This is a genomic window from Streptomyces sp. NPDC111802 (assembly GCF_055634335.1).
In genome coordinates this window covers 231,488-251,198 of the sequence record NZ_JBVKCZ010000008.1, presented here as the reverse complement: position 1 = coordinate 251,198, position 19,711 = coordinate 231,488, and the positions used below count along the sequence as shown (strand labels likewise).

At 68.2% G+C, this 19,711-nt stretch carries 21 protein-coding genes; 11 read left to right on the top strand and 10 right to left on the bottom strand.

The window, feature by feature from the left end:
• Window positions 1–28 precede the first annotated feature (28 nt).
• Both ACZ7NC_RS11605 and ACZ7NC_RS11600 read left to right on the top strand, forming a co-directional pair.
• On the top strand, window positions 29–1,090 hold the full coding sequence (locus ACZ7NC_RS11605; protein WP_471487109.1) for an ABC transporter ATP-binding protein: 1,062 nt from the start codon (window positions 29–31) through the stop codon (window positions 1,088–1,090).
• A 13-nt stretch (window positions 1,091–1,103) separates the two neighbouring features.
• Window positions 1,104–2,228, top strand: coding sequence for an ABC transporter ATP-binding protein (locus ACZ7NC_RS11600; protein ID WP_471487107.1), 1,125 nt, complete (start codon window positions 1,104–1,106; stop codon window positions 2,226–2,228).
• On the opposite strand, the gene ACZ7NC_RS11595 is transcribed toward ACZ7NC_RS11600, so the two are convergent.
• Window positions 2,225–2,965, bottom strand: coding sequence for a class I SAM-dependent methyltransferase (locus ACZ7NC_RS11595; protein ID WP_471487105.1), 741 nt, complete (start codon window positions 2,963–2,965; stop codon window positions 2,225–2,227). The genes ACZ7NC_RS11600 and ACZ7NC_RS11595 overlap by 4 nt on opposite strands.
• A 50-nt stretch (window positions 2,966–3,015) precedes the next feature.
• Between ACZ7NC_RS11595 and ACZ7NC_RS11590 the strand changes: the two genes are divergently transcribed.
• Window positions 3,016–3,417 (top strand): VOC family protein, encoded by a 402-nt coding sequence (locus ACZ7NC_RS11590; protein ID WP_471487104.1) that lies wholly within the window; start codon window positions 3,016–3,018, stop codon window positions 3,415–3,417.
• A 36-nt stretch (window positions 3,418–3,453) separates the two neighbouring features.
• Window positions 3,454–4,017, top strand: coding sequence for a GNAT family N-acetyltransferase (locus ACZ7NC_RS11585; protein WP_471487102.1), 564 nt, complete (start codon window positions 3,454–3,456; stop codon window positions 4,015–4,017).
• Between the two features lie 204 nt (window positions 4,018–4,221).
• On the opposite strand, the gene ACZ7NC_RS11580 is transcribed toward ACZ7NC_RS11585, so the two are convergent.
• From ACZ7NC_RS11580 to ACZ7NC_RS11540, 9 genes are all read right to left on the bottom strand, one after another.
• The gene (locus tag ACZ7NC_RS11580) at window positions 4,222–5,262 is read right to left on the bottom strand and encodes an amidohydrolase family protein (protein WP_471487100.1); all 1,041 of its coding nucleotides are present in this window, start codon (window positions 5,260–5,262) and stop codon (window positions 4,222–4,224) included.
• 259 nt (window positions 5,263–5,521) lie between these two features.
• Window positions 5,522–5,680, bottom strand: a complete 159-nt coding sequence (locus ACZ7NC_RS11575; protein WP_471487098.1) for a hypothetical protein — start codon at window positions 5,678–5,680, stop codon at window positions 5,522–5,524.
• Window positions 5,664–5,915, bottom strand: a complete 252-nt coding sequence (locus ACZ7NC_RS11570) for a hypothetical protein (RefSeq protein ID WP_471487096.1) — start codon at window positions 5,913–5,915, stop codon at window positions 5,664–5,666. The genes ACZ7NC_RS11575 and ACZ7NC_RS11570 overlap by 17 nt, the downstream gene beginning before the upstream one ends.
• Before the next feature lie 220 nt (window positions 5,916–6,135).
• A complete protein-coding gene (locus tag ACZ7NC_RS11565) occupies window positions 6,136–6,615 on the bottom strand; it encodes a hypothetical protein (protein ID WP_471487094.1) in 480 nt (159 codons plus the stop codon).
• Window positions 6,616–6,974: 359 nt separating this feature from the next.
• Window positions 6,975–8,018 carry an ABC transporter ATP-binding protein gene (locus ACZ7NC_RS11560; RefSeq protein ID WP_471487092.1) on the bottom strand — a complete coding sequence of 348 codons (1,044 nt, stop codon included), beginning with the start codon at window positions 8,016–8,018 and terminating at the stop codon, window positions 6,975–6,977.
• 26 nt (window positions 8,019–8,044) lie between these two features.
• Window positions 8,045–9,082 carry an ABC transporter ATP-binding protein gene (locus ACZ7NC_RS11555; RefSeq protein ID WP_471487091.1) on the bottom strand — a complete coding sequence of 346 codons (1,038 nt, stop codon included), beginning with the start codon at window positions 9,080–9,082 and terminating at the stop codon, window positions 8,045–8,047.
• Between the two features lie 51 nt (window positions 9,083–9,133).
• Window positions 9,134–10,114, bottom strand: a complete 981-nt coding sequence (locus ACZ7NC_RS11550; RefSeq protein ID WP_471487089.1) for an ABC transporter permease — start codon at window positions 10,112–10,114, stop codon at window positions 9,134–9,136.
• Window positions 10,115–10,218: 104 nt separating this feature from the next.
• Window positions 10,219–11,979 carry an ABC transporter substrate-binding protein gene (locus tag ACZ7NC_RS11545; protein ID WP_471487088.1) on the bottom strand — a complete coding sequence of 587 codons (1,761 nt, stop codon included), beginning with the start codon at window positions 11,977–11,979 and terminating at the stop codon, window positions 10,219–10,221.
• Window positions 11,980–12,058: 79 nt separating this feature from the next.
• On the bottom strand, window positions 12,059–13,087 hold the full coding sequence (locus tag ACZ7NC_RS11540) for an ABC transporter permease (RefSeq protein ID WP_471487086.1): 1,029 nt from the start codon (window positions 13,085–13,087) through the stop codon (window positions 12,059–12,061).
• A 495-nt stretch (window positions 13,088–13,582) separates the two neighbouring features.
• On the opposite strand from ACZ7NC_RS11540, the gene ACZ7NC_RS11535 reads away from it, so the two are divergent.
• From ACZ7NC_RS11535 to ACZ7NC_RS11505, 7 genes are read left to right on the top strand one after another with little or no spacing between them, the layout of a single operon-like run.
• Entirely contained in the window at window positions 13,583–15,208 is a 1,626-nt protein-coding gene (locus tag ACZ7NC_RS11535; RefSeq protein WP_471487084.1) for a peptide ABC transporter substrate-binding protein, read from the top strand.
• Between the two features lie 7 nt (window positions 15,209–15,215).
• On the top strand, window positions 15,216–16,139 hold the full coding sequence (locus ACZ7NC_RS11530) for an ABC transporter permease (protein ID WP_471487082.1): 924 nt from the start codon (window positions 15,216–15,218) through the stop codon (window positions 16,137–16,139).
• Complete coding sequence (locus tag ACZ7NC_RS11525) at window positions 16,132–17,130, top strand: ABC transporter permease (RefSeq protein WP_471487081.1); 999 nt, start codon at window positions 16,132–16,134, stop codon at window positions 17,128–17,130. The genes ACZ7NC_RS11530 and ACZ7NC_RS11525 overlap by 8 nt, the downstream gene beginning before the upstream one ends.
• A 7-nt stretch (window positions 17,131–17,137) precedes the next feature.
• Window positions 17,138–17,296, top strand: a complete 159-nt coding sequence (locus ACZ7NC_RS11520) for a hypothetical protein (RefSeq protein ID WP_471487080.1) — start codon at window positions 17,138–17,140, stop codon at window positions 17,294–17,296.
• Window positions 17,271–17,654 carry a hypothetical protein gene (locus ACZ7NC_RS11515; protein WP_471487078.1) on the top strand — a complete coding sequence of 128 codons (384 nt, stop codon included), beginning with the start codon at window positions 17,271–17,273 and terminating at the stop codon, window positions 17,652–17,654. The genes ACZ7NC_RS11520 and ACZ7NC_RS11515 overlap by 26 nt, the downstream gene beginning before the upstream one ends.
• A gap of 9 nt (window positions 17,655–17,663) precedes the next feature.
• Entirely contained in the window at window positions 17,664–18,638 is a 975-nt protein-coding gene (locus ACZ7NC_RS11510; protein WP_471487076.1) for an ABC transporter ATP-binding protein, read from the top strand.
• Complete coding sequence (locus ACZ7NC_RS11505; protein WP_471487074.1) at window positions 18,631–19,644, top strand: ABC transporter ATP-binding protein; 1,014 nt, start codon at window positions 18,631–18,633, stop codon at window positions 19,642–19,644. Before ACZ7NC_RS11510 ends, ACZ7NC_RS11505 begins: the two co-directional genes overlap by 8 nt.
• Window positions 19,645–19,711 lie beyond the last annotated feature (67 nt).

The following is a 19,711-nucleotide window of genomic DNA, read 5'->3' as shown; positions in this document are numbered from 1 at the left end:
GCTGAGGAACTGTCTGAGGAGCACTGACGTGAGCACTCTGACCAAGGAGGCCGGCGCCCCGGTCCCGGCCGACGAGGGCGCGTTCCTCTCGGTGCGGGACCTGCACGTCAGCTTCCGGACCGAGGACGGCGTCGTACGGGCCGTGGACGGGCTCTCGTTCGACCTGGAGCGGGGCAGCACGCTGGGCATCGTGGGCGAGTCGGGCTCGGGGAAGTCGGTGACCAACCTGACGATCCTCGGCCTGCACAACCCGATGTTCACCACCGTCGAGGGCGAGATCCTGCTGGACGGCAAGGAGTTGACCACCGCCCGGGAGTCGGAGCTGGAGAAGCTGCGCGGCAACAAGGCCGCCATGATCTTCCAGGACCCGCTCACCGCGCTGTCGCCGTACTACACGGTGGGCCGGCAGATCGCCGAGCCCTATATGAAGCACATGCGCGCCTCGAAGAAGGCCGCCTGGGAGCGGGCGGTGGACATGCTGGGGAAGGTCGGCATCCCCAACCCGAGACAGCGGGCGAAGGACTATCCGCACCAGTTCTCCGGCGGTATGCGCCAGCGCGCGATGATCGCGATGGCGCTGGTCTGCGACCCCGACCTGCTGATCGCCGACGAGCCGACCACAGCCCTGGACGTCACCGTCCAGGCGCAGATCCTGGATCTGCTGAAGGACCTCCAGCAGGAGTTCGGCTCGGCGATCATCTTCATCACGCACGACCTCGGAGTCATCGCCGACATGGCCGACGACATCATGGTGATGTACGCGGGCCGCGCGGCGGAGCGGGGCACCGTCGACGAGGTACTGAGGGCGCCGCAACACCCGTACACCTGGGGCCTGTTGAACTCGATGCCCCGGCTGGACTCCGACCCGCGCGCCCCGCTGGCGCCCATCCCCGGCACCCCGCCGTCACTGCTCCGCCCGCCGTCCGGATGCCGCTTCCACCCCCGGTGCACCTTCCAGGACCGGGTGGGCGGCACCCGCTGTGTCACCGAGATCCCGCAGCTCGGTCCGGACCGCTCCGCGGCCTGCCATCTCACCGCGGAGCAGAAGCGCACCATCTTCATCGAAGAGATCAAGCCCCGACTGGGCTAGGAGGACTACGGACATGACAGAGGACCTCGTCCTCCCCGCACCCCGTGAGGCCGCCACCGACGTGCCCGGCGAACCGCTGCTCGTGGTGGAGAAGCTCGTCAAGCACTTCCCGGTCAAGGGCGGCTTCCCGATCCGCCGTACGGTCGGCCAGGTGCAGGCGGTGGACGGCATCGACCTGACCGTGCACGTCGGTGAGAGCTTCGGGCTCGTGGGGGAGTCGGGCTGCGGCAAGTCGACGACCGGCCGGCTGATCACCAAGCTGCTGGAGCCGACGGGCGGCAGGATCTCCTACCGCGGCAAGGACATCACCCGCGCCACGCGCAGACAGCTGGCACCGATCCGCTCCGAGATCCAGATGATCTTCCAGGACCCGTACTCCTCGCTGAACCCGCGCCAGACGGTCGGCAAGATCATCGCTGGTCCGATGGAGATCAACGGGATCGAGCCGGACGGGGGACGGGAGAAACGGGTCCGTGAGCTGCTGGAGATCGTGGGCCTGAACCCCGAGCACTTCAACCGCTTCCCGCACGAGTTCTCCGGCGGCCAGCGCCAGCGCATCGGCGTGGCCCGTGCCCTGGCACTGGAGCCGAAGCTGATCGTGGCGGACGAGCCGGTGTCGGCGCTTGACGTGTCGATCCAGGCGCAGGTGGTGAACCTGCTCCAGGAGGTGCAGCAGGAACTGGGCATCGCGTTCCTGTTCATCGCCCATGACCTGGCTGTCGTCCGCCACTTCTCACAGCGCGTGGCGGTCATGTACCTCGGCAAGGTGATCGAGGTCGGCGACCGCGACTCCATCTACACCCGCCCCCGGCACCCGTACACCCACGCCCTGCTGTCGGCCGTGCCCGAGGTGAACGTGACCGGCGAGGAGGGGGCGCGGCGGGAGCGGATCCGGCTGGCCGGTGATGTGCCGTCCCCGATCTCCCCGCCCTCCGGCTGTCGCTTCCGCACCCGCTGCTGGAAGGCACAGGACAAGTGCGCGGCCGAGGAACCGCCACTGATCCAGATCTCCGGCAACCACGCGGGCCACTTGACGGCCTGCCACTTCCCGGAGGAGCCGACGATCGAGGGGCGGGACGAGGACATCGTGCTGGATCCGGCGCTGGCGGCGTTGGAGGAGGGGACGGACGGCGACTAGGGCCTGGCCTCGGCCACGGTGATGATCTCGGTGGCGGCGGGGGTGAGCGGGCCTCGCCCCCAGTCGCCGTACTGGTCGACGACGGTGAAGCCGGCCGCGTGGAGGAGGCGGTTCAGGGTGTCGCGGCCGAGGAAGCGCAGGGTGGTGCGGCTGACGCGGGGCCGTTGCCAGCTGTCGCTGTCGAAGGTCTCCGTGAACGTCACGCGGTCCCCCAGCACGGGCCGCTGCACCTCGTGCCACACCCGTACGGCGTCCCCGTCCGGCCCCGTCACCTCCCGCACCCGCTCGGGAGTCCACGCCTCCCACACCCGCGCCCTCGGGTTCCGGGTCTCGAACACGAACCGGCCACCGGGACGCAGGGCGGCGCGCACGGCCTCCAGGGCCACGCGCAACTCCTCGTCACGGACGAGCACTTGAAAGACATGCCCGGTCATCACGACCAGATCGAACTCCGCGCCCCAGCCCCGCGTCCGCAGATCCCCGAGCACCCACTCGACCCCGCTGTCACGCCGCCGGGCCTGCACCAGCATGGCGGCGGCGGGATCCAGCCCCACGAGCCGCCCCCGATGCCCGTCGGCGTGGGCCCGCCGCAGCAACTGCCCTGTACCGCAACCGACATCGAGGACGGCGCCGGCACCCATCACGAACCGGAGGTAGAAGTCGTCACCCGGCCCCCAGGGGTTCAGGATGTCGTACAACGCGGCGAGCGAGAGATCCGCGAACGAACGATCGACCACGCGCGGCAGTCTGCCACACCGGGGTCCAACGCGAGGGGGAGGCAGGGGAGTTGCTGCACTACGTCGAACTGTGGGTGCCGGACCTGGGGCGGGCGGTGGGGTCGTGGGGGTGGTTGCTGGAGCGGCTGGGCCATGAACTCCACCAGGACTGGCCGACAGGCCGCAGCTGGCGGGCGGGGGAGACGTACATCGTCGTCGAGCAGTCCCCGGCACTGACGAGTGACCACCACGACCGGCTGCGGCCCGGGCTCAACCACCTGGCCTTCCATGTGCCCGGCGGCCGAACCGACCTCGACGCGCTGGTCGACGCGGCGTCCGAGCACGGTTGGCGGCTCCTCTTCCCGGACCGGCACCCCTACGCGGGCGGACCTGAGCACTGTGCCGCCTATCTGGAGAACGCGGACGGTTTCGAGGTGGAGTTGGTGGCGGGCGGGGGCGGGGGCGCTGGCTGAGGGCGCGGGCTTAGGGCGGGTTCCTATGATCACGTGATGATCGAAGGCAAGCTGGTACGACTTCGCGCGCTGCGCGCCGAGGATCTCGACCACCATGTGCGCTGGCGCAACGACCCGGAGGTGGTGCACTGGGCCACCGGAGGGGATCCGCTGTTCGGTCCGGTGACCCGGGAAGCCGTGGCGGGCTTCCACGAGAGACGGCTACGGGACAACCCCCGCAGCGAGTCCACGTTCACGGTGGAAGAGCTCGCCGACGGGCGCCCGATCGGTATGGCCGACTACCGTGACCTCGATCCGTTCACCGGACAGGCGACGGTCGGGATCACCATCGGCGAACGCGACCGCTGGGGCGGCGGCTACGGCTCCGAAGCGCTGGAGCTCCTGGTGGGCCATCTGTTCGGAGCCTGCCGGCTCCGCCGCGTCGAACTGGACACCTGGAGCGGCAACGAACGCGCCATGCGGGCCTTCCGCCGGATCGGTTTCGTCGAGGAGGGACGACGACGAGCCGCCGTCCGGGTGGGCGAAGAGTGGTACGACAGCGTGCTGTTCGGGATGCTCCAGGAGGACTGGACGGCGCGACGGGCCAAGGGCGGGCGTTAGGCGGGTGGTTCGGTGTGCCGGGTCGGGGCGGGCGTTGGGCGGGCGGTTACGGCGCACTGGTCCACGGGTGGGCGGCTACGGCGTGCCGGGCCGAGGGCGGCGTGGGGCGGGCGGCTAAGGCGTGCCGGGCCACGGACGGGCTTTAGGGCCGGCGGCTACGGCGCACCGGGACCAAGGGCGGGCTTGGACCGGCCCCTGAGGCGCTCAGCGCACGACCCGCCCCCGCAGCACGATCCGCCTCGGATGCCGCAGCACCCCCGGCTCCCGTCGGGGGTCGGCGTCGTACACCGTGACGTCGGCCAGGCCGCCCTCCACCAGCCCCGGCAGGCCCAGGAAGTCCCTGGCCGCCCAACTCGCCGCCCCCACCGCCACGTCGGCGGGCAGCCCGGCGGCGATGAGGTGCCCGACCTCGGTGGCGACGTTGCCGAAGGGCGCGGAGTCCGTGCCGGCGAGGACGGTGACACCGGCGTCGTGGGCCTCGCGCACCCGGCGGATCATGATGGCATGCCCCTCGTGCCAGAGCCGGCCGCGCGGGTTGTCCTTGATCTGAGGCGCTCGGCGGGCAAAGGCGGTGAGGGTGGGGACGTAGGTCGTCCCGTGCGCGGCCATCAGCTCCACGCACTCCTGCGGCATCGCCATCCCGTGCTCGATCGAATCGACGCCCGCACGGGCGGCGTTGAGCACCCCTCGCGCCGACTGACAGTGCGCGGCGACCCGTCCGCCCGCCGCGTGCACCGCGTCCGTGACCGCGCGCAGGATGTCGTACGGCACAGGATCCGCCTCGTAGTCCCAGTCACCCATGAGCTTGCACCAGCCGTCGTGCGCCTTGGCCTCGGCGACGGCGGCGGCGACGAGGTCGTCGGTCACGGTGTGGAAGTCGGCGTTCCGCGACAGCCCGGCCCAGGCCAGCCACCGCCCGGCGGTGATCATGCGGGGCGCGTCGGGGGCCTCCCGCATCTCGTCCGGGATCTCCCCGAGCAGCCCCGGAAACCGCAACGCCGTCGTCCCCGCATCCCGATGCGCGGCGATCTGCTCGCCGAACGCGTCCGGATCCCACCGCGGTTCCTCCTCGGACGGGGACCCCGGGTGCGTGTGCACGTCGACCAGCCCCGGCAGCAGAAAACCCCCGTCGGCCAGCGTCCCCGCCTCGACGGACGGCCGGTCGAAGGTGATGCGGTCGCCGAGGACCCAGAGGTCGCGGTGGGTGCCGTCGGGGAGGAGGGTGCCGCGCAGGTGAAGGGCCATCTGCCTCAACCTAGCTGCCCGGCACGGAAGTTGTGGCAGTCGCTCGTTGTTCCCGGCCATCGAGGAAGTGGTCGGCCCACTCCGCGGCCTGTTCGTAGGTCGAGTCTCCGCCGCGATACGCGCGGCCGCCGCCCGCACGTCCAGCGGAGTGCTCCGCAGTTCGACACCCGGCCTGAGCAGTGCCCAGCGGGGCCCGCCCCTGCCGTACGGCATGCCGACCTAGCCGGGTTCACCATGAGCTGCCCGGCCGCGAGCCGGGTCAACGGCATATGGGTGTGGCCGCATACGACCGTGGTGACGGCGGGCCGACGTCGGCGAAGACCTCCGCCCAGCGGTCGGCCGCGGAGTCGACCAGGACCACCTCCTCGTCGCCGCGCGGCGTCGCATGGCAGAAGAGCACCTCACCGACGCCGGCCACAGACAGCGTGAGAGCCGCCGGCAGCCAACTCCAGGAAGTCGACCTGATCCTCGCGCAGGGTCCCGGCGGCCGAGGGGGCGATGGGACCGGGGATGGACGTACGCACCTCACACCGGTACTCGACAAGTTCACGGTCGGCGTTGCCCCGGGCGCCAGCCGCCCGGTCGCCCAGGCCGGCCAGTATGTCCAGGACCTGGACCGGCTGCGGGCCGCGGGCGATGTCCCCGGTGAGCACAATCAGATCCGTGGCCAGACGCAAAGGTCGCCGGCCGACGGTCGAGCTCCGCGTTCAGGCCGCCTGTTCGCCCTCGCTGGGGGTGAGCACCGTGCCTGAGGGTGGCGCGTCAGCGGATGTCGGAGGATCAGGCCCGGCTCCCGGGAGGAGACAAGGCCCGCGCCTGCGAGGGCGCGGGCCTTGGTGCGCTTTAAGCGGCGCAGGCGGATCGAGGGACGAGTCAGTACTTGATGACCCACACCATCTTGGGCGACCAACCCGTTCCATGCGCGCCGGAGATGCGCTTTCCGCAGAGAAGTTTGCCGCTGACAGCCTTGAAATACCCGCAATCGGCGGCACCAATGGTCGTCTTGGCGTTGTTCGACAGGCTGGAGTAGATCAGCTTCGGGGCCTTAGAGGCACCCCGGCCGTAGAGCGGCTTCTCCCTGCCCGAAGTCCCCAGACACCATCCGCCCAACTGGTTGTCATATGCGCACAGTTGGGCGGATCGGTTGGTCCACCACTGCTTGCCCGTATTCCTGCACTTGGCCTGGACGATGTTCTTGTCGTAACCGCCCCACTCCAGACACTTTCCGGTGTCCTTGTTCACGATGTGGAACCAGACGAACTCGTGGGCCTGGGCCTGTGGGGCTGGCGTGAGGACTGAGAAGCCCAGCGTCAGAGCGGCGACGGCGAGCAGTATTTTCTTGACGTGCTTCATTGAATCTTCCCCGAATTCCCAGCGCTTGGTCAGGCGCTGTGGTGTTGATCATCTCGGAGATGTGTGAGGGAGATAAAGCGAGTTGAGCAACAGCTGAGGATTCTGAACCGGGTGGGGTGGGAGGGTCCGGCATTTGCCCGGCAAACCCCCGAAAGGGCCAGAAGGCGGCCTCTTGATCCCTGCTGCATGTCCACCACCCTCGAATGCGGGTGCTCGCGCGTGCGAACAGGCCGGAATGGCGAAGGCCCGCACTGTAGAGGTGCGGGCCTTCATTGCTCTGGAACTGTACGTTCATGGGCTCGGGTCAGTGGGCCGCCGAAAGTCCGTTCCGTGAGCGGCGTCCGGCTGAAAGGGGTGTGTCAGGCCGTCGTCCGGGAGTCCTCGGAGAGACGGGGCGCAGTGGCCGCGTCGTCGGTCTCCGGGTAGTGGCAGGCCGTGAGGTGGCCGGGCTTGTTGCCCTCGACCTGGACCAGCGGTGGAGCCTCGGTCGCGCACTTCTCCGTTGCCTTCCAGCAGCGGGTGCGGAAGCGGCAGCCGGAGGGCGGGTTGATCGGGGAGGGCACGTCGCCCTTGAGCAGGATGCGCTCGCGGGCCGGCGTCTCGTCCGCCGTCGCCTCCGGCACCGCGGACAGCAGCGCCCGGGTGTAGGGGTGGCGCGGGTTGCCGTACAGATCCTCGCGGTCGGCGATCTCGACGATCTTGCCGAGGTACATGACCGCCACGCGCTGCGAGAAGTGCCGTACGACAGCCAGGTCATGGGCGATGAACACGAAGGCGATGCCCAGTTCCTGCTGGACCTTCTGGAGCAGGTTGACCACCTGCGCCTGGATCGAGACGTCCAAGGCAGAGACCGGCTCGTCCGCAACGATCAGCTTCGGCTCCAGGGCCAGGGCACGGGCCACACCGATGCGCTGGCGCTGTCCGCCGGAGAACTCGTGCGGGAAGCGGTTGTAGTGCTCGGGGTTGAGACCCACGATCTCCAGCAGCTCGCGGACACGCGTCTCGCGGCCGCCGACCGGGTTGATGTCGTTGATCTCCATCGGGCCGGAGATGATCTTGCCGACCGTCTGGCGCGGGTTCAGCGAGGCGTACGGGTCCTGGAAGATCATCTGGATCTCGGAGCGGACCGGCGCCAGCTGCTTGCGGCCCGCGTGCGTGATGTCCTTGCCGCGGTACGTGATCCTGCCACCCGTCGGCTCCAGGAGACGCGTGATCAGCCGGCCCGTCGTCGACTTGCCGCAGCCCGACTCGCCGACCAGGCCCAGGCTCTCGCCCTCGGCCACCTGGAAGTCGAGACCGTCGACGGCCTGCACGGCACCGACGGTCCGCCGAATCGGGAAGCCGCCCTTGATCGGGAAGTGCTTGGTCAGACCGCTGACGTCAAGGAGGGGTTTGTTGCTCATGGTGGTGAAGTCCCGTCTCGTGTACGTCAGTTGTGCCGGGATCCGGCGAGGTCGGCGAAGAGGTCCTGGCGCTGCTCCATCGGCAGGTGGCAGGCCGAACCACGGCCGTCCACGACGTCCAGCACCGGCCGCTCACTGGAACACAGCCCACCCGCCACCTTCTCGGCGAAGGTGCACCGCGGGTGGAAACGGCAGCCGGAGGGCGGGTTGAGCAGCGAGGGCGGCGAGCCCGGGATCGGCGACAGCGGGACGTCGACCGGCCCGTCGAGGCTCGGCATGGACGTCATCAGACCCAGGGTGTAGGGGTGCTGCGGGGTCTGCAGCACTTCCTTCTTCGTACCGCGCTCCACACACCGGCCGCCGTACATCACGAGCACGTCGTCCGCGATGTCGGCGATGACACCGAGGTCGTGCGTGATGAAGATGATCGCCGTGCCGAACTCCTGCTGAAGTTCCTTGAGCAGGTCCAGGATCTGGGCCTGCACGGTCACGTCCAGGGCAGTGGTCGGCTCGTCCGCGATGAGCAGCTCGGGGTCGCAGACCAGCGCCATCGCGATCATCGCGCGCTGGCGCATTCCGCCGGAGAATTGGTGCGGATAGTCGTCCACCCGCATGTCCGGCTGCGGGATCCCGACCCGCCGCAACATCTCGATCGCCCGCGCCCGGGCCTCCTTCTTGGAGGCGCCGGTGTGCTTGCGGTAGGTCTCGCCGATCTGGGTGCCGATGGTGTGGTAGGGCGACAGCGAGGCCAGCGCGTCCTGGAAGATCATGGACATCTTGTTGCCGCGCAGCCGCTCCAGCTCCTTCTCGGAGGCGGTGAGCAGCTCCTTGCCGTCAAGCAGGATCTCCCCGTCGATAGCGGTGCGGTCGCGGTCGTGCAGGCCCAGGATCGTCAGGTTGGTGACGGACTTGCCGGAACCCGACTCACCCACGATGCCGAGGGTCTGGCCCTTGGCGAGGGCGAAGGACAGCCCGTCGACGGCCTTGACGATGCCGTCCTCGGTGGAGAAGTGGACCTGTAGGTCCCGGACGGAGAGGAACGGCTGCTGATCGGTGCTCGTCACGGGGGGACGCTCCTGAGGGGTGATGCGGGGGGTCGGGAATAGGGGCGGAGGTCAGGCGAGCCGGATCCGCGGGTCGATGAGGGCGTAGACGGCGTCCACGAGGATGTTGAAGAAGACAATCGCGCCGGCCGCCAGGAGGGTCACCCCGAGCAGCATCGGAAGGTCGCTCTGGTCCACGGACTTCACCGCGAGCCGGCCGATACCTTGGAGGCTGAAGGTCTGCTCGGTGATGATGGCACCGCCGATCAGCGTGCCCAGGTCGATGCCGAACACCGTGACGATGGGGCCCATCGCGCCGCGCCAGGCGAACCGGAAGAACACGTTGGCCCGGGACAGGCCCTTGGCGCGGGCCGTGCGGACGTAGTCCTCGGTCAATTGCTCGACCATCTGGGAGCGGGTCATACGGGTGTAGTTGGCGGTGAAGATGATCGCCAGGACCAGCCAGGGCAGCAGTAGCCCGGAGAACCAGGCGACCGGGTCATCCGTCAGCGGGGTGTACTGCGGCTGGTCGAGCCAGCCGAGCTTCGCGACGAAGAAGAACATCGCGATGTAGCCGATGAAGTAGATCTGCAGCGAGGAGCCGAGCAGCGACGCCGAGCTGGCGAACTTGTCCAGGATCTTGCCCTGCTTCAGGGCCGCGATCATGCCCGCACCGACACCGAGGATCAGGAAGACGAAGGCCGCGCCGAGCGCGAGTGACACGGTCGTCGGCAGCCGGTCCATGATCGTGCCGAAGACGGGCTCGCGGTTGGCGAACGAGTACCCGAGGCAGGGGGCGTCGCAGTAGTCGTAGTTGGGATAGTTCCGCCCGACGAAGACCCCCACGAGCCACAACCAGTACTGGACCGGGATCGGCTTGTCGATGCCCAGGTTCTGCCGGATCTGCGCGAGGTTCTCAGGCGTGCAGTTCTTGCCGCAGGACATCATGGCGGGGTCACGTGGCACGGCGTAGAAGAGCCAGAAGGTGATGGCGCTGATGATCAACAGGATGACCAGCGCGCCGGTGACTCGGCGGACAAGGAAGCGGAACATGAGGCGTGACTTTCCGGACGGGGCGCCGTCGCCGGGTGAGGAGAGGGGGGTGGGCCACAGGGGGCGGCCGGGGTCGCCGGCCGCCCCCAAGGGGTCTTACGCGCTTACTTCTTGGCGTAGAGCTTGCAGAGCGCGGGGCAGGTGTTGCCGCTGTCCCAGATGACGTTGCCGACCTTGGAGCCGTAGATGTAGTTACGGATGGAGTGGTAGTCGGGCACGACCGCCGCGAGCTCCATGATCATCTTGTCGACGTTGCCCCAGGCCTTGTTGGCCTCCTCGACGTCCGCGATCTTGGCGGCCGCGTCGATCGCCTTGTTGACGCCCGGGTCGTTCAGCTGCGCGTAGTTGCTGCGGCCGTCGCCGATGTTCTTGCCGCTCCAGCACGGGAAGAAGACCGAGTAACCGCCCGGCCAGTCCGGGCTCCAGCCGGCCGCGAACAGGTCGAAGTCGTTGTCGATCTTGCCGATCTGCGTGTAGAACGTCGACTTGTCGACCTGCTTGTTGACGACCTGGAAACCGGCCGCCTCCAGCGCGTTCTTGATGGCGACCGCGCTCTTCACCGAGTTGTCCGACTGCTGGTAGGCGATGACCAGCTTCTGGCCGATCTTGCCGGCCTCCTTCAGCAGGGCCTTGGCCTTGACCGGGTCACCGCCCGGCTTCTTGTCCACGCCGTACAGGTCGAACTTGGTGTAGCCAGGAGTCACCGGGCTGAGGACGGTGGTGGCCAGCTCGCTGGTGGAGGCGCCGCCGCGGATGGTCTGCAGCTGCTGGTGCGGCCAGGCCCAGTTGATGGCCTGGCGGACCTTGACGTCCTTGACACGGGTCATGTTGATCGGCCAGTAGTAGGTGACCGTGTCGACCGCGGTGAGAACGCGCTTCTTCAGCTCGGCGTTGGTGAGGACCTGGGCGATGCGCTCCGGGGCGATCTCGTTGAAGATCGGCACCGCGTACTGGTCGTTGCCCTTGTCCGCGATCCAGCGGTCGGTCGACGCCAGCAGCTCGAAGCCGAACTGGAAGACGTACTTGTCCGGGTAGGCGTTGCGGATCGAGTCGGTCTTCGGGTCCCAGTGCTCGTTGCGCACGAAGGTCATCGACTTGCCGATGCTGCGGTCGCCGACCTTGTACGGGCCGCAGGAGAACGGGCGCTTGTCGTACTTCTCCTTGGTGTCGTGCTTCTTCGCCACCAAGGAGTAACCACGCATCGCGAGCGTGTAGTTGAAGTCGGTGCGAGCCTCGTTGAGACGGAAGGTGATGGTCTTGCCGTCGACCTCGATGGAGTCGAGCTTCTTGCCGTCGTAGGGGCCCTTGTACTTGTCGCCGCCCTCGAGCCACTGCTGGACGTACCGCGGGCCCTCGGTGATGAAGCTGGCGAAGAGGCGCTCGAAGGTGTGACGGAGGTCGTCCGAGGAGACCTCGGAGCCGTCCTCCCACTTGAGACCGTCCTTCAGCGTGAAGGTCCAGGTCTTGCCGCCGTCCTTCATCGTGCCGGCGTCGGTCGCCGCGTCACCGACCAGGGTGGCGTTGCCCTTGTCGTCCAGCTTGTAGCCGGTCAGACCGCGCATGATCGGCACGGTGATGGCGCCCTCGGTCGAGACGTAGATCTGCGCCGGGTCCATGTGGTCCATGTCGAACTGCTGGAGCGAGTAGATCGTCCCGCCCTTGACCGCGCCCTTGACCTCGGGGGCCGGACCGGTGGAGTCGGCCTTGGTGCCCACCGGGATGTCGGTCTTCTTGGAGCCCGTGACCTTCGGGGCTTCGTTCCCGGAGGAGCCGCCCTCGTTGCCGCTGCTGCATGCGCTCAGCACCGAGGTCGACGCCGCGGCGACGCCGGTGGCGATGAGGAAGTTTCTACGCGAGAAGGACATGCTTCCTGCCTTGAAGTGGGAGTGATGAGAGAGTTCCGGCACCCCGGCGTCCTTGCCGTGGTCCTGAAGTGGGCCGGAGCTAGCGCTTGGACTTGGGGTCGAGTGCGTCACGCACCGAGTCGCCGAGCAGGTTGAACGCGAGGACGAAGATCACCATGGACAGGCCCGGGAAGAGCATGAAGGTGAGGTCCTCGGTGTAGAACTGGGCGCCACGCGCGATCATGACGCCCCAGTCCGGGGTCGGGTCGATCATGCCCACCCCGAGGAAGGCAAGGCCCGCTTCAGCTGTGACGTACGCCGGGAGCATCAGGGTGGACTGGATGATGATCGGCGTCCACAGGTTGGGCAGCAGCTCCTTGAAGACGATACGTCGCGGTGACGCACCCGTGACCTTCGCCGCCTCGACGAACTCCCGCTCGCGCAGGCCGAGTACCTGGCCGCGCAGCAGCCGGGCGATGGACGCCCAGCCGAAGGCGGAGAGGACGATGATCAGACTGATGGCCCGCAGGCCGGTCGGGATGTTCTCGTCGGCGGGGACGAAGAGGTTGAAAACGACCGGCATGAAAGCGATGAAGAAGAGGGTGGACGGGAACGACAGCAGGATGTCGATGACCCGGCCGACGAAGTAGTCCGTCTTGCCGCCGAGATAGCCCGCCGTGATGCCGATGACCACGCCGAGGAACACGGTGAGGAGGGTGGCTGCGAGGGCGATGCCCAGCGAGTTGCGGATCGCGTAGAGCAGGAAACTGAAGACGTCGCGGCCGAGCTGCGGCTCGATGCCGAACCAGAACTCGCTGCTCATGCCGCCGTTCGGACCCGCCGGGTACGAGAAGGCGTTGAACAGCTCCGGTCGCTGGCTCCCATAGGTGGTGTACGGGTCCTTGCCGTACAGCTTCGAGATCAGCGGAGCAGCGATCGCGACCAGGAAGAAGAAGATCACGACGTACGCCGATATGACGCCCGCGCGGTCCCGCTTGAAGCGGATCCACGCCAGTCGTCCCGGCGAGCGGCTCTCGCTGCCCTTAGGGGTGGAGGGCGAAGGCGACTTCTCGATGCTCTCGTCAGTCGCCTCAAGCGGGGCAGCCGCGGATGGAGTTGGGGGGGTCATGGTGCTCCTGGCCCAAGGGAGGGTCTGATGACTCCGCAGGGCACGCTCCCCTACGGGCTACGCCGGACTTTTTCAACGCAATTCATTCAAGGTCAATAAATTCTCGGCCGAGTTGGTTGTCTCTTTACGTTCTTTACCCTGTCTTGACCGTTCCGTAGCTACGCGGGTAGCGCAACGTGATGGAGTCGTGCCTTGACTCGGACCAATTGGGCTAATCGGGCAACGAGTTCGATATGCGGATACTCCTGTGCCGAAATGTGTACATCCAGCGGTCGTAAATCAACGGTTCGGCATCGGATCGCGAAGATCCATTGCGCGGCCCGCGGGAGATCCGCTGACCGGGTGACGGACCCGTACCGAAGCTGTCCGTTTCGTCGCCCCCGCGGATGCGTGCATCCGGATGGTGTGTCGCCCCATTGGCCGGAGCCCGTGTGCGATATGTGCCTTTCGGCTTGATATTGGCCGGTAACGGATCAGCACCAGAGGAGGCACTCGATGCGTGGAGCGACGCACGCCCGATGGGCCGCATGCGCGATGGCGGTTGCGCTCGCGACGACGGCCTGCGGTGGCGGGGGTGACAGCGGCGGCGCCGGCGGCGCGGTGCTGAGCTCCTCGTGGACCGATCCGCAGAACCCGCTGGAGCCGGCCAACACCAATGAGGTGCAGGGCGGCAAGGTGCTGAACATGATCTTCCGGGGGCTGAAGCAGTACGACCCGAAGACCGGCGAGGCCGAGGACGTGCTCGCCGAGCGGATCGAGACCACCGACTCACGGAACTACACCGTCACCGTCAAGGACGGCTGGACCTTCAGCAACGGCGAGAAGGTCACGGCCAAGTCCTTCGTGGACGCCTGGAACTACGGGGCGAGCCTGAAGAACAACCAGAAGAACGCCTACTTCTTCGGTTACATCGAGGGCTACGACCAGGTGCACCCGGAGAAGGGCGCGCAGACCGCCGCCACCATGTCCGGACTGAACGTGGTCGACGACCGCACCTTCACCGTCAGGCTCAGCCAGAAGTTCTCCAGCTTCCCCGACACCCTCGGCTACAACGCCTTCGTCCCGCTGCCCCGGGCCTTCTTCGAGGACCACGCCGCCTGGCTGGCCAAGCCGGTCGGCAACGGCCCGTACGCCGTGGAGTCGTACACCAAGGGCTCCGAGATGCGGCTGACGAAGTGGGCCGGCTACCCGGGCGAGGACGCGGCCCGCAACGACGGCGTCACCCTCAAGGTCTACACGGACAACAACACGGCCTACACCGACCTCATGGCCGGCAACCTCGACCTCGTCGACGACGTACCTGCCCAGCAGCTGAAGAACGTCAAGGCCGATCTCGGCGACCGCTACCTCAACACCCCGGCCGGCATCATCCAGACCCTGTCCTTCCCCTTCTATGACAAGGACTGGAACAAGCCGGGCTCGGTCAAGGTCCGCCAGGGCCTGTCCCGGGCGATCGACCGCGAGCAGATCACCCGGACCATCTTCCAGGGGACCCGCACCCCCGCCACCGACTGGACCTCACCCGTCCTCGGCGCGGAGGGCGGCTACAAGGCGGGGCTGTGCGGACAGTTGTGCGAGTACGACGCCGCCGCGGCGAAGAAGCTGATCGAGGAGGGCGGTGGGCTGCCCGGCGGTCAGGTGAAGATCACGTACAACGCGGACACCGGCTCCCACAAGCTGTGGGTGGACGCCGTCTGCAACTCCATCAACAACGCCCTGGACAACGACCGGGCCTGTGTCGGCAACCCGATCGGCACCTTCGCCGACTTCCGGAGCAAGTCCACGACCCAGAAGCTCTCCGGTCCCTTCCGGGCGGGCTGGCAGATGGACTACCCGCTGACCCAGAACTTCCTCCAGCCGCTGTACTACACGGGCGCCTCCTCCAACGACGGCAAGTGGTCCAGCGAGGAGTTCGACAAGCTCGTCGACCAGGCGAACGCCGAGAGCGACCCGGCGAAGGCCGTGGAGATGTTCCAGAAGGCCGAGGCGGTCGTCCGGGACAACATGGCGGCCATCCCGCTCTGGTACCAGAACGGCAGCGCCGGCTGGTCGCAGCGGCTGTCGAACGTGGCCCTCAACCCCTTCAGCGTCCCCGTCTACAACGAGATCAAGGTCGGCTGAGCCCGCCATGGGCCAGTACGTCGTCCGTCGCCTGCTGCAGATGGTCCCGGTCTTCATCGGGGCCACCCTGCTGATCTTCCTCATGGTGAACGTGATGGGCGACCCCATCGCGGGCCTGTGCGGCGACCGGCAGTGCGACCCGGCGACGGCGGCCCAGCTGCGGAAGGAGTTCGGCCTCGACAAGCCGGTGTGGCAGCAGTACCTGACCTATATGGCGAACGTCTTCACCGGCGACTTCGGTACGGCGTTCAACGGCCAGGAAGTCACCGAGCTGATGTCCACGGCCTTCCCCGTCACCTTCCGGCTGACCATCGTCGCGATCGTCTTCGAGGTCCTGATCGGGATCACGCTGGGCGTCGTCACCGGCCTGCGCCGCGGGCGCCCCGTAGACACGGGCGTACTGCTCCTCACCCTCGTCGTCATCTCCGTCCCCACGTTCGTCACCGGCCTGCTGCTCCAACTGCTGCTGGGCGTGGAGTGGGGCTGGATCCGGCCGTCCGTCTCCCCGGCGGCCCCCTTCGGCGAGCTGATCCTGCCGGGTCTCGTCCTCGCCTCGGTCTCCCTCGCGTACGTCACCCGTCTGACCCGCACCTCCATCGCGGAGAACCGGCGCTCCGACTACGTCCGTACGGCCATCGCCAAGGGCCTGCCCAGACGCCGAGTCGTCACCCGGCATCTGCTGCGCAACTCCCTCATCCCCGTCGTCACCTTCATCGGCGCGGACATCGGCTTCCTGATGGGCGGGGCGATCGTCACCGAGCGGATCTTCAACATCCACGGCGTCGGCTATCAGCTCTACCAGGGCATCCTGCGCCAGAACACCCAGACCGTCGTCGGCTTCGTGACGGTCCTCGTCCTCGTCTTCCTCCTCTGCAACCTGGTCGTCGATCTCCTGTACGCCGTACTCGACCCGAGGATCCGCTATGCCTGAGCCGCCGTTCGAGTCCGAGGGGGCCGTCGCGGGGGCGGGGGCCGGCGCGGCGATGGGCCTCGCCACCACCGAGGCGGAGACGCTGGAGAAGCGGCCGGCGGCGCCCGACGGGGTGGAGCCGGGCGGCGGTACGGACCCGGCGGACAAGCCCCGGTCCCTGTGGTCCGACGCCTGGCGCGACCTTCGCCGCAACCCGGTCTTCGTCATCTCGGCCCTGATCATCCTCTTCCTTCTGGTGATCTCCCTGTGGCCCTCGGCGATCGCCTCCGGCAGCCCCCTCAAGTGCGACCTCGCCAAGGCCCAGCAGGGTCCCGCGCCCGGCCATCCCTTCGGCTACGACGGCCAGGGCTGCGACGTCTACACGCGCACGGTCTACGGCGCCCGTACGTCCGTCACGGTCGGCGTGTGCGCCACCCTCGGGGTCGCGCTCCTCGGCTCGGTGCTGGGCGCGCTCGCCGGCTTCTTCAGCGGCCTGTGGGACTCGGTCCTCTCCCGGATCACCGACGTCTTCTTCGCCATCCCGGTGGTCCTCGGCGGCCTGGTCCTGCTGTCGGTGGTGACGAGCAACAGCGTCTGGCCGGTCATCGGCTTCATCGTGCTGCTCGGCTGGCCGCAGATCTCCCGCATCGCCCGGGGCGCGGTCATCACCGCCCAGCAGAACGACTACGTCCAGGCCGCCCGTGCTCTCGGCGCCTCCAACACCCGCATCCTGCTCCGCCACATCGCGCCGAACGCGGTGGCCCCGGTGATCGTGGTGGCGACCATCGCACTGGGCACGTACATCGCCCTGGAAGCGACGCTGTCCTACCTGGGAGTGGGCCTCAAACCCCCCAGCGTCTCCTGGGGCATCGACATCTCGGCAGCCTCCCCGTACATCCGCAACGCCCCCCACGCCCTCCTGTGGCCCTCGGGCGCCCTGGCGATCACGGTCCTGGCCTTCATCATGCTGGGCGACGCGGTCCGAGACGCCCTCGACCCGAAGCTGAGGTGAGGCGGCCATGGAGTTCGCGGTGCGGGGGGTGGTGGGGCGCGGAGGTGGTGGGTCGTATGCCGCCTTGCCTTCGGGCGTCCCGGCGTTCGCCGCTCTTCGCTTCGGCGCGCTCGGCGCGATGGTGCGTGATGCCTCGGGCTATGTCTTCGATCGGAAGCTGGGGTGAGGCGGTCATGGAGTTCGCGGTGCGGGGGCTGTGGGGGGCGTGGTGTCGCGGAGGCGGTCGCTCGTGCGGCGCCATGCCGTCCGGCGTCCCGGCGTTCGGCGCACGGGCCTTCTGCGTCGCGCAGCTTCTTGAAGTGGGCGCGGTCGGTGGTGGCGTCGACCGCCAGGGCACGCGGGGTGCCGGTGTTGTTGGCGCCGCCGGAGTTGGGTCGGCGGCAGAGGCCGACGCCACGGGCGCCGGCCGCGGCGGCGACGCGCTCCAGCGGGACGCGGGCGTCGGCCGCCTCGGTCGTCTGGTCCCGGCGGTGTCGCCAAGCCCGGCGCCGTTCGCCATGTCCTCCGTTCCGAAGCTGAGGTGAGTCGGCGTCATGTTGCTCGAAGTGCGGGACCTGCATGTGGAGTTCACGACCCGGGACGGGGTCGCCAAGGCCGTCAACGGGGTCAGCTACGGGGTGGACGCGGGGGAGACCCTCGCCGTGCTCGGGGAGTCCGGCTCCGGGAAGTCCGTCACCGCGCAGGCGATCATGGGGATCCTCGACATGCCGCCCGGCAGGATCACCGGCGGTGAGGTCCTCTTCCAGGGCAGGGACCTGCTGAAACTGAAGGAAGAGGAGCGGCGCAAGGTCCGCGGTGCCGAGATGGCGATGATCTTCCAGGACGCGCTGTCGTCCCTCAACCCGGTGCTCTCCGTGGGCGAGCAGCTCGGTGAGATGTTCGTCGTGCACCGGGGAATGTCGAGGAAGGACGCGCGCGCCAAGGCCGTCGAGCTGATGGACCGCGTACGCATCCCCGCCGCCAAGGAGCGCGTCAGACAGTACCCCCACCAGTTCTCCGGCGGCATGCGCCAGCGCATCATGATCGCGATGGCCCTCGCCCTCGAACCGGCCCTGATCATCGCCGACGAGCCGACCACCGCCCTCGACGTCACCGTCCAGGCCCAGGTCATGGATCTGCTGGCGGAGCTGCAGCGCGAGTACGGCATGGGCCTGATCCTCATCACCCACGACCTCGGCGTGGTCGCGGACGTGGCGGACCGGATCGCGGTGATGTACGCGGGCCGGATCGTGGAGTCGGCGCCGGTCCACGACATCTACAAGGCGCCCGCCCACCCCTACACCCGCGGCCTGCTGGACTCCATCCCCCGCCTGGACCTCAAGGGCCGGGAGCTCTACGCCATCAAGGGCCTGCCGCCCAACCTCATGAACATCCCGCAGGGCTGCGCCTTCCACCCCCGCTGCCCGAGGGCCCAGGACGTGTGCCGCACCGACGTGCCTCCTCTGTACGAGGTCTCCGAAGTCCGGGGCAGCGCCTGCCACTTCTGGAAGGAGTGCCTCAATGGCTGAGGCGATTCTGGAGGTCACCGGGCTCGTCAAGCACTACCCGCTCACCCAGGGCATCCTCCTCAGGAGACAGGTCGGCTCGGTGAAGGCCGTCGACGGCGTCGACTTCACCCTCCACCGCGGCGAAACCCTGGGCATCGTGGGCGAGTCCGGCTGCGGCAAGTCGACGGTCGCCAGGATGCTGGTCAACCTGGAACGTCCCACCGCCGGCTCCATCAAGTACAAGGGCGAGGACATCACCCGGCTCTCCGGCCGCGCCCTGAAGGCCGTACGGCGCAACATCCAGATGGTCTTCCAGGACCCGTACACCTCCCTCAACCCCCGGATGACGGTGGGCGACATCATCGGGGAGCCGTTCGAGATCCACCCCGAGGCGGCACCCAAGGGCGACCGGCGCCGGAAGGTCCAGGACCTGCTGGACGTCGTCGGTCTCAACCCCGAGTACATCAACCGCTATCCGCACCAGTTCTCCGGCGGCCAGCGCCAGCGCATCGGCATCGCCCGGGGCCTGGCCCTGCGCCCGGAGGTCATCGTCGCCGACGAACCCGTCTCCGCGCTCGACGTCTCCGTCCAGGCCCAGGTCATCAATCTGATGGACCGTCTCCAGAACGAGTTCGACCTCTCCTACGTCTTCATCGCCCATGACCTGTCGATCGTCCGGCACATCTCCGACCGGGTCGGGGTGATGTACCTCGGCCGGATCGTGGAGATCGGCAGGGACGCCGAGATCTACGACCACCCCACGCACCCCTACACCCAGGCGCTGCTCTCCGCGGTCCCCGTCCCCGACCCTCGGGCCCGTGAACACCGCGAGCGCATCATCCTCGCGGGCGACGTCCCGTCCCCGACGAACGTGCCCTCCGGCTGCCGCTTCCGCACCCGCTGCTGGAAGGCGCGGGAACGCTGCGCCGAGGAGGTGCCGCCGCTCACGGTGCCGCCGTGGTTCCGGGAGCCGAGCGGCCTCGCGGCGCACGACTCGGCCTGTCACTTCGCCGAGGTGAAGGCATAACCCCACAAACGCACACCAACTGCGTTAACACACAGGCAACTCGGCCGACCCGATTCCGATATACGGA

Coding starts and splice junctions, on each gene's coding strand:
- ACZ7NC_RS11600 (WP_471487107.1), top strand. CDS start 1,104: ATGACAGAGGACCTCGTCCTCCCCGCACCCCGTGAGGCCGCCACCGAC.
- ACZ7NC_RS11585 (WP_471487102.1), top strand. CDS start 3,454: ATGATCGAAGGCAAGCTGGTACGACTTCGCGCGCTGCGCGCCGAGGAT.
- ACZ7NC_RS11580 (WP_471487100.1), bottom strand. CDS start 5,262: ATGGCCCTTCACCTGCGCGGCACCCTCCTCCCCGACGGCACCCACCGC.
- ACZ7NC_RS11565 (WP_471487094.1), bottom strand. CDS start 6,615: ATGAAGCACGTCAAGAAAATACTGCTCGCCGTCGCCGCTCTGACGCTG.
- ACZ7NC_RS11560 (WP_471487092.1), bottom strand. CDS start 8,018: ATGAGCAACAAACCCCTCCTTGACGTCAGCGGTCTGACCAAGCACTTC.
- ACZ7NC_RS11550 (WP_471487089.1), bottom strand. CDS start 10,114: ATGTTCCGCTTCCTTGTCCGCCGAGTCACCGGCGCGCTGGTCATCCTG.
- ACZ7NC_RS11545 (WP_471487088.1), bottom strand. CDS start 11,979: ATGTCCTTCTCGCGTAGAAACTTCCTCATCGCCACCGGCGTCGCCGCG.
- ACZ7NC_RS11540 (WP_471487086.1), bottom strand. CDS start 13,087: ATGACCCCCCCAACTCCATCCGCGGCTGCCCCGCTTGAGGCGACTGAC.
- ACZ7NC_RS11535 (WP_471487084.1), top strand. CDS start 13,583: ATGCGTGGAGCGACGCACGCCCGATGGGCCGCATGCGCGATGGCGGTT.
- ACZ7NC_RS11530 (WP_471487082.1), top strand. CDS start 15,216: ATGGGCCAGTACGTCGTCCGTCGCCTGCTGCAGATGGTCCCGGTCTTC.
- ACZ7NC_RS11525 (WP_471487081.1), top strand. CDS start 16,132: ATGCCTGAGCCGCCGTTCGAGTCCGAGGGGGCCGTCGCGGGGGCGGGG.
- ACZ7NC_RS11520 (WP_471487080.1), top strand. CDS start 17,138: ATGGAGTTCGCGGTGCGGGGGGTGGTGGGGCGCGGAGGTGGTGGGTCG.
- ACZ7NC_RS11515 (WP_471487078.1), top strand. CDS start 17,271: ATGTCTTCGATCGGAAGCTGGGGTGAGGCGGTCATGGAGTTCGCGGTG.
- ACZ7NC_RS11510 (WP_471487076.1), top strand. CDS start 17,664: ATGTTGCTCGAAGTGCGGGACCTGCATGTGGAGTTCACGACCCGGGAC.
- ACZ7NC_RS11505 (WP_471487074.1), top strand. CDS start 18,631: ATGGCTGAGGCGATTCTGGAGGTCACCGGGCTCGTCAAGCACTACCCG.